This window comes from Sunxiuqinia elliptica (genome assembly GCF_900113005.1).
Lineage (GTDB): Bacteria > Bacteroidota > Bacteroidia > Bacteroidales > Prolixibacteraceae > Sunxiuqinia > Sunxiuqinia elliptica.
The window spans coordinates 61,871-75,967 of sequence record NZ_FONW01000013.1 but is presented as its reverse complement, the minus strand read 5'-3'; the positions used below and the strand labels follow the sequence as shown (position 1 = coordinate 75,967).

General features: G+C 39.0%; 11 protein-coding genes. 7 read left to right on the top strand and 4 right to left on the bottom strand.

The annotated features are described in order from the left end of the window. Window positions 1-2: 2 nt before the first annotated feature. Genes BM156_RS18120 through BM156_RS18110 form a run of 3 tightly spaced genes read right to left on the bottom strand, consistent with a single transcriptional unit; the run spans window position 3 to window position 6,340 of the window. Entirely contained in the window at window positions 3-1,787 is a 1,785-nt protein-coding gene (locus BM156_RS18120; protein WP_093921321.1) for an ABC transporter ATP-binding protein, read from the bottom strand. 15 nt (window positions 1,788-1,802) lie between these two features. Then, window positions 1,803-2,312, bottom strand: a complete 510-nt coding sequence (locus tag BM156_RS18115; RefSeq protein ID WP_139218332.1) for a permease — start codon at window positions 2,310-2,312, stop codon at window positions 1,803-1,805. Window positions 2,313-2,317: 5 nt separating this feature from the next. Next, complete coding sequence (locus BM156_RS18110) at window positions 2,318-6,340, bottom strand: acyl-CoA dehydratase activase (RefSeq protein WP_093921319.1); 4,023 nt, start codon at window positions 6,338-6,340, stop codon at window positions 2,318-2,320. A gap of 284 nt (window positions 6,341-6,624) precedes the next feature. Here BM156_RS18110 and BM156_RS18105 point away from each other — a divergent pair, with 284 nt between their 5' ends. Continuing rightward, entirely contained in the window at window positions 6,625-7,605 is a 981-nt protein-coding gene (locus BM156_RS18105; protein WP_093921318.1) for a helix-turn-helix domain-containing protein, read from the top strand. Window positions 7,606-7,884: 279 nt separating this feature from the next. Here the strand turns inward: BM156_RS18105 and BM156_RS18100 are convergent, their stop codons facing one another. Further along, a complete protein-coding gene (locus tag BM156_RS18100; RefSeq protein WP_093921317.1) occupies window positions 7,885-8,595 on the bottom strand; it encodes a hypothetical protein in 711 nt (236 codons plus the stop codon). Between the two features lie 1,078 nt (window positions 8,596-9,673). Between BM156_RS18100 and BM156_RS18095 the strand changes: the two genes are divergently transcribed. The 6 genes from BM156_RS18095 to BM156_RS18070 all read left to right on the top strand — a co-directional run bounded on the left by BM156_RS18095 (window position 9,674) and on the right by BM156_RS18070 (window position 13,923). Next, window positions 9,674-10,162 (top strand): hypothetical protein, encoded by a 489-nt coding sequence (locus tag BM156_RS18095; RefSeq protein ID WP_139218331.1) that lies wholly within the window; start codon window positions 9,674-9,676, stop codon window positions 10,160-10,162. 185 nt (window positions 10,163-10,347) lie between these two features. Then, complete coding sequence (locus BM156_RS18090) at window positions 10,348-11,163, top strand: ParA family protein (RefSeq protein ID WP_093921315.1); 816 nt, start codon at window positions 10,348-10,350, stop codon at window positions 11,161-11,163. Continuing rightward, window positions 11,163-11,639 (top strand): hypothetical protein, encoded by a 477-nt coding sequence (locus BM156_RS18085; protein ID WP_093921314.1) that lies wholly within the window; start codon window positions 11,163-11,165, stop codon window positions 11,637-11,639. Before BM156_RS18090 ends, BM156_RS18085 begins: the two co-directional genes overlap by 1 nt. Window positions 11,640-11,641: 2 nt before the next feature. Next, a complete protein-coding gene (locus BM156_RS18080) occupies window positions 11,642-12,352 on the top strand; it encodes a hypothetical protein (RefSeq protein WP_093921313.1) in 711 nt (236 codons plus the stop codon). 171 nt (window positions 12,353-12,523) lie between these two features. Continuing rightward, a complete protein-coding gene (locus BM156_RS18075) occupies window positions 12,524-13,036 on the top strand; it encodes a hypothetical protein (RefSeq protein ID WP_093921312.1) in 513 nt (170 codons plus the stop codon). Between the two features lie 227 nt (window positions 13,037-13,263). Further along, window positions 13,264-13,923: an SMI1/KNR4 family protein gene (locus BM156_RS18070; RefSeq protein ID WP_093921311.1), complete on the top strand. Its 660-nt coding sequence runs from the start codon at window positions 13,264-13,266 to the stop codon at window positions 13,921-13,923. Window positions 13,924-14,097: the final 174 nt, after the last annotated feature.

Sequence of the window (14,097 nt, the reverse complement as noted above, 5' to 3'; positions counted from 1 at the left end):
TTCTAACATGCGATTCCCTCCTTTCTTCTATTTTTTGATTCTGTGGCTTGTTTTATTCCCCAATGAACAGCATCCATATGTAAATCCCACATTCGTTTGTACCTGCCACCTTCGTTTATTAACTGCTGATGACTGCCTTGTTCCATAATCTTTCCTTTTTCGATATAAAGGATTTGATTGACATTCTGAATGGTAGATAACCTGTGGGCAATCACAATTACGGTTTTGTCCTTTAACAGCTCATTCAGTGCCTTTTGAATTTTGTCTTCATTCTCGGTATCGGCATAGCTGGTTGCTTCATCAAGTACAATTACCGGTGAGTTTTTTGCCAATGCCCGAGCAATAGCGATGCGCTGTTGTTCGCCACCACTTAGATGAACTCCTGTTGTTCCAATAACCGTGTGGTACCCGTTTCCCAGCTTCTGAATAAATTCATCAGCTTGCGCCTGTTGGGCAATCTCTATTACTTTTTCTTCAGAAATGGAAGTATCCCCCATTCGGATATTCTCAATCACCGTATCGTTGAACATGAAAATATCCTGAAAAACAAAACTGACATGCTTCATTAATACATCTCCCTGAATGTCTTTCAGCTTGTGGCCCCCCAGGATAATTTCACCTCGAGTAACATCCCAGAAACGAGGGATTAACCTGGCAACAGTGGTTTTTCCGGCCCCCGATGGCCCCACCAATGCTGTAATGGTTCCTTGTTTCAATCGGAACGACACATCATCAAGAACCAAGTTTCGGCCATAGCCAAACGAAACATGCTTGAAATCAAGATCGTAATTCTTCAGTATAGTAATTGACCCGTTGTTGTCGATTTCGGCTGCCTCCAACACCGTCCTTAGTTCATCAACACCTTTAAAAATTTGAGTCAAATTTGAGCCGAAACTTGTTAACTGCTTCATAAAGCGAGTAAGCCCGATGCCAATAAACAGGAACATAAGAAAAGTAGACAATGCAATTCTTCCCGTAGCATACATATATCCGCCAGCAGGAAGAAGCACTAACACACCGCAATCCATCAGTAAAGCATAAGTAGCAAAAAAAGCAGCAGCTTTTTTATTCATATCAATCCAGTACTGGCTGTACCTGTCGGCTTCTTCGCGGTATTTTTTAAACGAAAAAACCGAAAGATTAAAAGCTTTTATCACCGGCATCCCCCGAATAAAATCAATGATGGTCGTATTCATGTCCGATTTTATTTTGAAGAACTTTTGAATATTCCCCGCTTCCAGCTTCATTCGGAACCGCTGTAAGCCAACTCCTACAAGAACCGGAAGGATGCTTAATATTGCCAAGGAAAGGCTAAAAGAAGCTAACCACAAAAAAATGATTATCGGGAGGAAAACGACCGAAATTAGATCGACCAGATTGTGTGCTACAAACTCTTCAATATCCTCAATATTTCCCATCATAATTTTCTTGATGGTCCCAGAGCTGGTACTGGAATAATACCCCAGTGGAAGCCGGCTTAATTTTTGAGTAAGAGCAACACGCAAATCGAATAAAATATCGTATGCCGCAATATGAGACTGGGTCATTGCGATGCCGGAAAAAATCATTTGCCCGATAATGAACAAAGCTGCAATTCCGCCGAGCGATAGCAATTCCGCCATTATAAAAGGCGGGTTGATAATGTTATCGATGATGAGATAAGTAATATAATATGGTCCCAGCGAACAGATCGAACTAAAAAAGATAAGCAAAGCCGCAGTCCCCAGGCGGTATTTCCCTCTTTGGGAAATTGTAATCAGGAATTTTAATGATTTATTCTTGAACATGATTTTAGTTTTTTTTTAAAAATTGACCCATGAAAACAACAACTTTGCAATCAGCCCACCGATGAACGGCAGTATCAAAATGCAGCACCATTTTACCAGCACATATTTCCATCCCATAAAACCGATTTCGAATGGAGTACGGGTTAAATCCCATGTCGAAAAAGCAACCATATAGGCCACAACAGGACTTATTCCTGCCCCTGATTTTATGAGTGTTCCGCCAACCGATAGTGCTACGAAAGTTCCACCAGGAGTTAACATGCCCGCCAAAGAGGCAATTGCAATTCCTGAAATCCCTGAGTCATTTCCTAAAGTTTTCTGAATGCCGCTACTTAAATCAATACTGCTGACCATCCCGATAATAATGAAAGTGAAAAACATGATTGGGAAAATACGCAACCCCATTTTCAAGGCACTCTTAAAACCGGCAATGTGAACGCCTTTGGTATATGCCCAAATCGAAAGGGACAAAGCCAGCACACCTATTATCATTATTGTTATTACCATTGTTTTCTTCGCTTGCATACTCGTTACAAATAATAAATAAATGACTCGACCTTAGTCCTGTCATTTTCATTGCTGTTTCCGTCAAAAGTTAAATTCAGTATTGGTTTTGAATCTCCGTTTGAAAATCCTTTGTGTAGAATATTGAGGGAAATACCGGTATTCTCATACATCGATGTTGCGGTAATAATACCGTCAATTTTAATGGAATTGCACAGTACTTTGGCTTGTCTGTAACGGGCAAAAGCTCCGGCATAAAGGCCAATTGTTTCATCTGCCTTAGTTACAAGAGTTTCAATTTCAGGCGTAAAAGGGCTCTCATCGTTTAGTTGTCGGGCGATGTTTTGCATATCATTTTTCAATGCCTTTAACTTACTGGCGAAGACAGCATCTCCCGATCTGTTTTGCTTAACAAAATCATCCCAAAACATCCAGACAGCTTCAGAAAGCGGGCTATAAACAACTTTATGCTTTTGCTCTTCCAGAGCGTTAAAAGTGTAGCTATTCAGGAAGTCGTTAAAAATAATTTGTGGTTCGCCAATAGCCAGTACCCTTTTGGAATATGTTCGTTTTTTCAATACGGCATAAACTTCTTCAGCTGCTGTTTTCAGGCTTGAAATGTTTAGCTGTTTATCGCGTATCAGCTTTTTAAACTTCTGAAGAGAAGTTTCTTTGTAATCTGGTGCAGCAACATTTACAATATCTCCGGCCAGGATGCAATAAAAGACAGCCTTCAGCTCATCGTATTCCAATGAAACAGCATCTTCCAGAAAGGGCGATGCAATTTCGATCTCATGATAGTTTTGTTCATCGAGTTTAGTCCTCAACATCCGATTGAACTGGCCTTCTACTTCGGCCCCCTCGGTTTGCGGAATTAGAAAAGTAATTCCCTGTTTGTCGGGTGTATTTTCGACAACACTAAAGCAGTCGCCCAACAACGAGCTTAATGAATAATACTCGTTGGTTAAGGTATGTTTTCGTCCTTCCCCAATCGTTTGAGCATTGGTTTTCAGAATATCGACGTTATAGCCTTTCTGTATGAGCAGCTCTTTAAAAAGTTCAGAATAAGGATAAATATTGGGAAGGTATATTTTTGCAACAGGACTTAGCTCGGCCAAATGATGCTTAATATTCAAGTTTTTATAATTTACTTTTCCCAAATAATGAGCTGTGGATTTTGATTCCTTTGTTTGACTGACTTTCAAGCTGTTCACAAAGGCTTCAATTCGTGTAGTTACCCCAATGGTTGATGCATGTTCGTCGATTTCAATATTCAGGAAAGGTTTATCACCCATAATTTCTTTGAAATAATGAATCAACACCGAATCGGGGCCGCAGCCATGATGACTCAACAAAATGGGAAACATGTTGGGATGCTCCCTCACCATGTAAGCCGGTTCAAGGATGTGTTGCCCAAACGGCCAGTACATATTGGGGTGTTCTTTAGAAACATCAGCACCTTCGGGTAGGTCGAAAAAGGGAACAACCTGGTAGCCCATATCCATCAATTTGTCTGGAATTCCCAAGTTTAAAACCGGATCAGACACGCCATACATTTTGGACACAATAACAAAGGTGATTTTGCCTGGATCCAGCTTTTCCATGGCCTTTTTTCCATTTGCGGCAATCCTTTCTTCAAAACGATGAAATGCCTCCATCCCTTTTTGAAGGGCAGCATTGGTTTCCGCCTCGTTTTTCCCAAGGAGTTCGCCCAAATTAGAAAACGATTTCCGCATAAAGTCTTTTCCCAGATTAAAGGCAATGGTTGGTGCTAACAGTTTTATCCCTTTCTTTTCGAGTTCCATCGTATGACTGACAATCTTAAAAGCCAGCTGCATATAGGCACAGCCATAGTTTTGGCGCGACTGCGAACCGGGATGATCAATCGTGTACAAATCAGGAAAAAATAGATAATCAACACCTTTGGAAACCAGTTCAGCGACATGTCCGGTAATTAATTTTACAGGAAAGCAAGTCTCTTCCATGGCAAATTCCTGTCCCAGCCTGATGGTATCTTCATTGCTCCAATCAGACAGCAGCACGTTAAATCCCAGTTTTTTGAAAATGGCATTGAACATGGGAAACATTCCATAGGTAAACAAAGCCCTTGGTATGCCTACCGTTTTTTTCGCTGGGTCTATTGTATTGTCGTAATCATCAAATATGGTTTCTCCTATTTTCTTGTTGAAATTGCCGGAATTCGTCTCTTCAATTGCTGTTTTTTGTATTTCATTTTCCTGAGATAAAAGCCCCAATTTTTCAATCCCAATGAAACTTGTTTCCCTTCCCCTCATTTCATCGCGGGCAATAAGGGCAGCGCCATAAGCGCCGGTCACACTAAAAAAAGGAGTGGTGCTTATTGGCTTTTGAGTTAGAATCCGAAATGCATTTGCTACGCCCTGGTTAAAAGCAATTCCGCCCTGTAGCATAATTTTGTTGCCAATCTTTTTTTGCCCAACAACCCTGTACAGGTAGTTTTTTGCAATGGAATAGCACAAGCCAGCAACAATATCTTCTGTTTTTTCTCCTTTCGACAGGCTGGAGGCAATGCTTGTTTTAATAAAAACGGTGCAACGCTCTCCCAAAGCAACCGGATGCGCTCCTTTGAAGGCCAAGGTTCCAAGTTCATCAACAGGGATATTGAACTCCTGCGCCTGCTCATCCAGAAAGGAGCCTGTTCCTGCAGCACAAACCTTATTCATTTGGAAATCGGTAACCCTCCCGTTAGTAATGCTTATGTACTTTGAATCCTGGCCTCCGATTTCGAAAATGGTATCTACTTCCGGATCTATTTTTACCGCTGCTTTTGCTTGCGCCGTAATTTCGTCCTTAATAACATCGGCCCCGATCTGTTGACCAATGAAATTACGCCCTGATCCCGTTATCCCGACTCCGGAAATTTTGAACTCCCCTGTTAACGTACTTCTAATTTTTTTTAAACCCTCCTGAACCGCTTTCAGTGGATTTCCCTTGGTTCTGATGTATTCGAAAGTTACCACTTCTCTATCAGGATTGATTAAAACCAAGTTGGTACTTGTGGAGCCTATATCTACTCCCAAAAAGAAAGCTTGTTCCGAAGAGTTTATTTTTCGAGGGGAAATGACATGCTTTGTTGTAATATCTTCCTGAGCAAGCCGGGATAGTGGAACCAAATCTTCGCCATTGGGCTTTTTAGCTGCCTCTTCAAAAGTTAAGCAATCCCAAAAAACCTTTCGAAAATTCAACCTGAAGTTTTCCTTTTTTGCAATCAATGCAGCCCCAATCGAATTGGCAATATCGAAATGTTTGGGAACGATTAGTTCCGACTCCGTTTTATGCAACACATCTCTCAGCGCATCAACAATTGCCTGATTTTTTGCAACTCCACCGATAAATAACATGGGCGATTCAACAGGTAGACGGCGAATTACTGCTCCTTTGTAGTTTTTAACAATGGCATAGGCAACCCCTTTTAAAATATCTTCTGAAGGAAGCCCTTCCTGCTGATGGTGAATAATGTCAGTCTTGGCAAAAACACTGCATCGACCCGCTATTCGAGGAACCGTTTTTGCCCTTTGAACAAACTCGGAATAATGATTGATGTCGATGTTTAGTCGCGACGCCTGCTCTTCCAAAAACGAACCTGTACCTGCAGCACAGTCCGAGTTCGATGCCATCTGCAACCTATTTCTTTTCGAAATTCTTAAGATATTTCCTTGCTGCCCACTAAGGCCGGTATAGTATCTGGCACTTTGCCCTCCAATTTCAATAATAGACTTTACTTCCGGATTCAAGAAAACGCTTCCTTCGATAGCCGCAGCAACCTCGTTTACACGATGGATTAGTCTTCCTTGTATCCTATTCCGCCCCAAACTACCGGTCATTGCTCCATGCTTTATTTCCGAGATACTGATTTTCTCATCAATCCGGAGAAAAAGCAATTCGAGCGTATCTTTCACTTGTCCTTTATGCGTCTGGTATTCAGTAAAGACAACATTATTTTGACTATCTATGATTGCTATCTTTATAGCAGAATATCCGATATCAATTCCGATACTATAGGTACTCATTTTTATATTTTTTGTGATGTTTTTTTAGCTTTCAAAATACGGCTACAAGAAGCCGATACTTACCTGATGATAGGGGAAGTACAGTCTTGCAGTCCTTCTCGCTTATGTCAAAATCCCTACTATTGGTGATTTGAGATCTCTTAAGTCTTTCCTATTTTTATATTCTTATTTAGACTTAGTTAAAATTGACAAGGCAAATGTAGCACCCGCCAAAGTGGGTGTTATTACGCCAACAGACACCTTTCTTTAATCAAAGGCCGTTTTTTATACTCAAGAATAAGCACATGAAGTATTGTATTGACTCAGCAGACATTCAGAACGTTTTTCAAACGAACGATCTGAATTCAATAAAAGAGGTTCCTTTTTGTAGCATTCAAGATACCATTGAGACTCCTCCTATCAAAATGGCTATAACGGGATGGACAACGCAAAAATTTAAAGCGCAGTTTGTTCAACTAAAATCAGAAAACGAATTGCAAATAGATCGGAAAACAGAAAGTGACATGCTTTTGCTTCATTTTGTTTCTAATGGAAATACCTCTTTAACGTACGGGGCAAACAAGTCGTACACCATGGAGAAAAACACGAATACTATTTTTGTTTTACAAAATGCAGAAGTTAACCATTTCTTTAACAGCAATAAGCACTACGAATATTTCAAGGTTTTTATTCCATTTGAGTATGTTTTTAATCTAAAAGAGCAATACCCGGAGCTATTAAAGCCGATCATGAAATTATTAAAAGGAGAATGTCCGCTGCTGTTACACGAACAGCATTATGTTACAACACCCGAAATGCAACAAGTAATTGAGCAAATAAAAAACTGTCAGCTCATGGGGAAAACTGCTCCTTTATATTTTGACACAAAAGTTCAAGAGCTTTTCTTACTCCAGCTACAGCAGAAGGACAATCAACAATGCTGTAACTGTGTTCGATACCAACACTATAATGATCAGATTAACCAAGCAAAAGATATTATTGAAAAACAGTTCAAAAATCCCCCGTCAATTCATGAGCTCGCATTAGCCGTTGGCATGAGTGCAACCCTGTTAAAAGCAAGTTTCAAACTTCTTTTTGGGATGACAATATATGGTTACATCTATGAATATCGCATGAATATTGCCCGAAACTTATTAAAACAAACACCATACACAATAGCCGAAATAGCCGAACAATCAGGCTATGAGCATGCCTCTCATTTTACCACCGCTTTCAAACGCAAGTTCCAGATCAGCCCTGCTGCTTACCGAAAAAGAAGCGCTTAAATCATCAATATAAGTGCTTCGTTGTTGGCTATAGATAGTGAAGGCTTCACTTCAAGTGAAACCCTCACTTGAACTCACTCGATTCGAATAAAACCCTAACGGTCATGGATCCTAGTGATCAGGTGACTTGGAGTCACCTGATCACTAAGAAGTGAGACGCAAATTTGAAACCCATATGATGCGACTGAGGGCCTCACTCGAAGTGAGACCCTCAGTAGTCAGTCATGAAGCTTAGTTACCAGGTGACTTGGAGTCACCTGGTAACTAGAATACGTAAACTTACTGTTCGGTTTCGCTCAGGACTTCCTGGTTGTCTTTATCTTTGGGTTTGCCGGTTGGGGTGTCGTAAATAATGTAGTCGTTGTATTTGGCTTGGTTGGTATCTTCCCAAATTTGCTTGCCGGTATTGCAGTATTTCACCAGCAGGGCATAAATTTCGTTGGCTTTTTCCACGCGGTTTTCGGTGGCAATGTCGCGATCGGCAATCGCATCTTCCTGCTTGCTTAGTGCTTGTTCATAGGTGGTCAGCCGGGAGTTCAGTTCGGTCAGTAGTTCTGGTGTCAGCCCTTCGCTTTCCAGCTGGGGCGCCATGGTTTCGGCTACCCGGTGCACCCGCCGGGCCACATAGCTCAGCTTGCCACCGTCCAGATCGCTGACGCCCGAAACGCCAAACTTCCGGTAGTTGCCCGATTGTGCACCAAACTTGTTTTCTACGCGCTGCATAATTTCGGCAATGGCATCGCGCAGCAGGATGGCTGCCTCGTCTTTTTCCTGGGTGGCACTTACCTGCACCCCTACCAGCTCATCATCGGTCGGAATGTTGGCAAAGTCAGTCAGCATGGCTTTCAGGGCATTGAGTTTTTCTTCGGTAACCCCATACTTAATAAACTCGACCAAATCGCGTAACATAAAACCGATCTTGGCCATGGCCATCGTGTAAAGCACACTTAGTGCAATTGAAAACTTGAGTCTAGGAGAATTTTTCTTCATCTTTTTGAATTTTTAGATTAATATATTGCTAGCATATTTGCTCTAAGTCAGGAGAGTAGCCATTTGTTGGCAGGTCAGGCAAGGCCGTATAGGCTGCGGTCAGTTTGTATAAGAATCGGAGTAGTCTGCATACAATTCCGAGTAGTCTGCATAAGAATCGGGGCAGTCTGTATACAATTCCGAGCGGTCTGCATAATTTCTGAGTAGTTTGTCTAGAAAACCGAGCAGTCTGCATACAATCCGGAGTGGTCTGCATACATTTCCGAGCACTTAAAACACTCCTTTTTTGCTCGGCTGAGCGTCCGGAGCACTTTTTTTAGTATCCGGACCGCTTTTTTCAGTGTACCAAGCACTAGGCCGGGCAGTTTAAGCCCCCGGGAAACCAATTGAAGCAGTCGGTTGGCTTGTCAAAGAACTTTTTTGGGTGAATCCAATGCTTTGGAGAGTCATTTCAAGCCCGAAGCGAGTCTCCAAGCTTCAGGGGGATGTCTTTTCAGGCGTGTTTTCTGGTTTTACGGCTAACTGAATAAATAAGCAGCTGATTTGAAACGACTTATTAAAAATAATCATTATGAACAAGAAAGGGAAGCGGTAAAGCCTACTGTCTCTCAATAATTTTATGTTTTTCAACATAATGCCAACAATTGCCTGCTTTAGAAAAGTCTGAAAAAGAAGATAATAGCAAAGGTTTAAATCTGGTCCCGAGTCCTGCCCTGCCCGACAAACAGCCCCAGTGCCCTAAAACTGAGCATTCCCGTACTGTTTAGTTTATGAAAAGGCGTATCTTGGGGAGTTGGTGAGAATAAGCCTTAGCAGCGAGGAAGCTTGGTGAGTGGCGAAGGGGCTTGGATCATGATCTTGTTATAAACGGCTACCAGGCGATGCAATCGCGCGGTAGCTTGGGGACTTTGAACTGTAAAACCATAAAATATGAACATATCCAGCAATATATGGTGGGTAGAGTTGAAAAATATGAACAGATAAGTAAGTTAGGCTTCATTATGAAAAAAACAGAACAGTGAGAATTCCTTCATTCAAATTATCGTTTCTAATCATTTTTATTCTCTTGCTCTCATGCATGACTGAGAATAAAGAATCTGAATTAAAAATGGGGAACATTGTTGACTTGAATGGAAAATTTCAGGTGAAACTCCCCGATAATTGGAAAAAGGAATTTAATACAACCGAATTTTCTTCAGGGATTATCTCGTCTGACACAACGGGAGAATTGAAAAACACAATCATTGTTAATATTAATTGGAACCAAGATACTGTTTATATTAATCCTAACCTGGAGCAAACACTTGACTCTCTTAATGCAACAGTTGGACTAAAAACACAAATGCAAAAAAGTGGGAAAATAGGTGATTATCGAACAAGTTTTAATTTTAGCTCTGGTTACGACTCGACAGAAGAAATGCAACGGAATCAGTATTTGTATATCCTAAAAGGAGATTCAATTAAAGGACATATATTAATGACTGCAACAATTTTTGGAGATTCAATTTCAACCGAGCAATCGGAATTAGTTGCGGAGATTGTAAAGACAATAAAAATGAATAAATAACGAAAGCCTAACAAATTGTATATGCCAGGCGGGGGTTTTAGCGGTCTGACAAGTCAGACCTTACGCCCACTTTCCTGCTGGTCTGACACTCCCGATTGCATCGGGACCGCCCGACCACATACAAGTGACCGTTGGCAACAATGCAAAATGATAGTCTGCTAAATTGAGAAATTAATTTAAATAATATGAAAGTAATATCATTCATTAACATGAAAGGTGGAGTTGGTAAAACAACTTCAACAGTAGAAATAGGAGCATTACTGGCGAAAGAACATGATAAGAAAGTGCTTATTATTGATATTGACCCTCAAACTAATTCAACTCTATCTTTAATTTCACTGGAAAAGTGGGAAGAATTGAAGGATAGCTCAACAATTGCAGATGTCTTAGGTATGAATAAAGGTATGTCCTCTAGAGAGGAAGAATACGATATAAATAATGCAATAGTTAGAAATGTTGGAGGGGTTAATAATTTAGACTTAATACCATCACACTTAGAGTTAACATTTTTAGATTTGGATTTAGTTTCAGTACCCGCTAGAGAAAGTGTTTTGAAAAACAAGCTTGAAGGTTTAGCTACTGAATACGATTATATATTAATAGACTGTCCTCCGAATTTGACCTTAGCTCCTCAAAATGCCTTAATAATTAGCGATTACATAATTGTGCCTGTTGTTCCGGAAATATTTCCTTCAATTGGATTACCTTTACTGGTTAATCGTGTACATAAATGGAAAAGAAGCTTTAGAGAGTGTAATGTTGAGTTTCTCGGAGTTGTATTTACGAAAGTTGATGGTCGTTATTCAATGCATTCGCAACAAATGGATGCATTACGTAGAAAGGATGTTATTGATTGTTTCTCTACAGTTATTCCACAAAATGCGGATTTAGGAAAAGCTGCAGCAAGTAACCAACCAGCTACAATGACTCATCCATACTGTAATGGTGTTGAATCGTACAGAACATTAGTTAAAGAAATTCTACGAAAAATAAACTCATAATGGAAAATCGAATATTAAACGAATTAGAGAAAATACAGAAAGAAATTTCTATTTATGAGCGTAAAGGGCTAGATTCTTCATCGCTAAAAATATTTATTAAGAATTTCAAAGAGTTTATAAAGCTCAATGAAGATATTTTTAATGAACTAAAACCTATTCCATTTGAGGAAAAACTTTTGATAATTGAGAAATTTCTTGAAGATAAAAAGGCATTTCCAACTATTGGTTCTGTAATTGAATTTGCAAATAATAAATTAGATTTAGGTTTTAAGGACCAAAAAGAATCACGTAAAGTAACAATATCAAGAATAATAGGGCGAATAAAATCAAAACCGGAATTAAAAGACAAGCTAAAAAAGGCAGTTCTAGAAATTCGTAATGAAAAGGTGCATACTATTAAATCCTCAAAAACTAAGAAAGAAGTAATTAGTGCGGAGACTTTTAGTAAATGGGCAGATATCATTAAAAATATTTAATTATGGATTCGCAGATTCTTTTAAATGCTAAACGTGATATCCCAGAATATTTTAATGATTTTAAAAAGTTTTGGGACTCAACAACTGAATTTTATACAGATGAAGATTTAATAGATTGTTATTTGTCTACTCTATTATTTAAAAACTTGAAAATTTCATTAAACCATATTGGGTTAAATGGAAATGATGAAATTTTAAATGAATTGCATGAGGATATTAACGCCTCATTTTTTCATTCATATTTTGGCAACTATCGTTCTGCATACATGCACTTAAGAAGTGTAATTGAACTATCATTGCAATTCATATATTTTCTTCAGCATGAAGTTGAATATAATCAATGGAAGGATGCTGATTTTGTTATTAAACATGATGTTTTGACAAAATATCTAAAGAAACATCCAGTTCTAAAAAATCAAAAATGTGAAAATGTAATTAGTGAAATTACGAGTTATTGGATAACTTTTTCCAAGCACATCCACGCTGAAGCACCGGTGTTTTTTCAAACCCAAAGAGAATCATCAGCTTCAAAGGAAATAACGAGAGAAGATTTTGGGAAATGGAAATCGAATCATCTAAAAACGACTTATCTGTTAAATAAATTGTTCATATACTTTTTCAGAGAAAAGGTAAATAGTTTTCCTACTCAAAATAGAGATTTACTAATGAAAAGGATGAGAGAATCAGATATTGAAGCAATGGATGAAATGTAATAAAGCACATGTTGCACACACAAGCCATCATAAAGTAGCCCTGGCCTTGGTGGGATATGGAAGTTTGACTCCCGCGCCAGCTTAGGCACAAACAAGAAAGCGAATATACCACACGCAACCCGGGCCACTTCATATGGCCGAACCCTTGGTTATGCACAAGTTTGAAAAAAGATGAGAGATACTATAAAAGCTGATAGACTTAGTTTTAAGTTTGGTTCTTTAGAATGGATGAATTTCTATGGACTGCCTGTATTTTTATTAATTCTCGGTTTTATCGGACTGTTCTTTTTTATTAAAGATTTTAATCAAACAAATAAAATATCCGACTTGGCATTCTATATAATAATCTGCCTACTAAGTGGACTCTTTTTAATTCTCCGACAGAGAAAGCGATTAAAATTTAAAAGGTTTGATTTAGGAGGAGAACTTGAAGATTTTAAAATAAAAGTCAGAGAGTTATTGAAAGAGAACAAATGGGAAATTGACTACGACAACAAAACCTTTTTACAAGCAACTTATAGAGGAAGTGTTTTTAGTTTGGACATGTTGACTCTAAGATTCAAAGACAAAGAAATTCTGTGGAATATTATTCACCACCCAAGTAGTCATAATTCGATTGCTTCGACATTTTCAATAAACAGACAAGGAAAACAAATAATGAAAAAAATAAAAACCAGGGCATAACACAGTACATATTGCAGAGCGGGGTTCGGTGGTACGCCAACTGCGGATTCTCGTTTCGCAGTTCCATGTCCTCCGGACAGGAACGCTCTCCGAAATCCGCCCCGACAACTTACAAGTGACCGGTAAAGCATTCTCTACATCCCTAAGTCAACTACATTTAATAGTTTGACTTTTAATAAAATAAAACCGTTGCCAAGGTTTGTAATATTCAAAATAAGACAAAAGAAATGAATATAGAAGTTTGGAATACTTGGATAAGTAAAATCGAATGGATACTTAAAATAGCTAAGAAAAGAAATTGGGATTATACAGAATTGACAATTAAGAAACCAGTTTCAGAAAAAGCATTTGAAATACTGGAAAAGGAATTGAATATAGAGTATCCTTCTGATTTCAAAGAAGTATTGACCAAATATTCATCTGCTGTTTTAATGGATTGGCAAATAGAGGGAGAAGAACCAGAGGGTGAATTTCAAGAAATTTTTTGTGGTGCAGGTCGTGGATATTTATGGGATTTTGACAGTTTAAGAGATGATTACAAAAACATTCAAGGGTGGATTAATGAATGTTTTTCAAATCCAGAAGATGAATATGATAAAGTTTGGTATAATAAAATTCCATTCTTAGATGTACCAAATGGAGATGTGATTGCTTTCGGAGAAAAGACAGACAAGGGTAATCAAGTAGTATATTTAAGTCATGAAGGAGATGATTTTCATGGTCAAATTCTCGGAGAAAGCTTTATTGACTTCATTGACAAATGGACTCGGCTTGGATGTGTTGGAACGGAAGATTGGCAATTTGAACCATTTTATAATTATGAAACAAAGACATTATTGTCCGACAAAAGTATACTTGACAAATGGGTTAAATGGCTAGAAAAATAACGCTTTACAATCGAGTAGCCTGCCCCACTAGCAAACGCTAGCAGGGAGAGGCTCTCACACCACCGTACGTACGTGAGCTATGCTTCCCCGTTCGATCTGAATGTTCACCGGACATTCAAATCACAGGCACGTATACGGGCGGTTCGTTAAGCTCAACTCCCCTTCGTTTTAGCG

What these genes read in the sequence shown, in the direction of transcription:
- BM156_RS18120 (WP_093921321.1), bottom strand. Translation starts at nt 1,787, where the DNA reads ATGTTCAAGAATAAATCATTAAAATTCCTGATTACAATTTCCCAAAGA.
- BM156_RS18115 (WP_139218332.1), bottom strand. Translation starts at nt 2,312, where the DNA reads ATGCAAGCGAAGAAAACAATGGTAATAACAATAATGATAATAGGTGTG.
- BM156_RS18110 (WP_093921319.1), bottom strand. Translation starts at nt 6,340, where the DNA reads ATGAGTACCTATAGTATCGGAATTGATATCGGATATTCTGCTATAAAG.
- BM156_RS18105 (WP_093921318.1), top strand. Translation starts at nt 6,625, where the DNA reads ATGAAGTATTGTATTGACTCAGCAGACATTCAGAACGTTTTTCAAACG.
- BM156_RS18100 (WP_093921317.1), bottom strand. Translation starts at nt 8,595, where the DNA reads ATGAAGAAAAATTCTCCTAGACTCAAGTTTTCAATTGCACTAAGTGTG.
- BM156_RS18095 (WP_139218331.1), top strand. Translation starts at nt 9,674, where the DNA reads ATGACTGAGAATAAAGAATCTGAATTAAAAATGGGGAACATTGTTGAC.
- BM156_RS18090 (WP_093921315.1), top strand. Translation starts at nt 10,348, where the DNA reads ATGAAAGTAATATCATTCATTAACATGAAAGGTGGAGTTGGTAAAACA.
- BM156_RS18085 (WP_093921314.1), top strand. Translation starts at nt 11,163, where the DNA reads ATGGAAAATCGAATATTAAACGAATTAGAGAAAATACAGAAAGAAATT.
- BM156_RS18080 (WP_093921313.1), top strand. Translation starts at nt 11,642, where the DNA reads ATGGATTCGCAGATTCTTTTAAATGCTAAACGTGATATCCCAGAATAT.
- BM156_RS18075 (WP_093921312.1), top strand. Translation starts at nt 12,524, where the DNA reads ATGAGAGATACTATAAAAGCTGATAGACTTAGTTTTAAGTTTGGTTCT.
- BM156_RS18070 (WP_093921311.1), top strand. Translation starts at nt 13,264, where the DNA reads ATGAATATAGAAGTTTGGAATACTTGGATAAGTAAAATCGAATGGATA.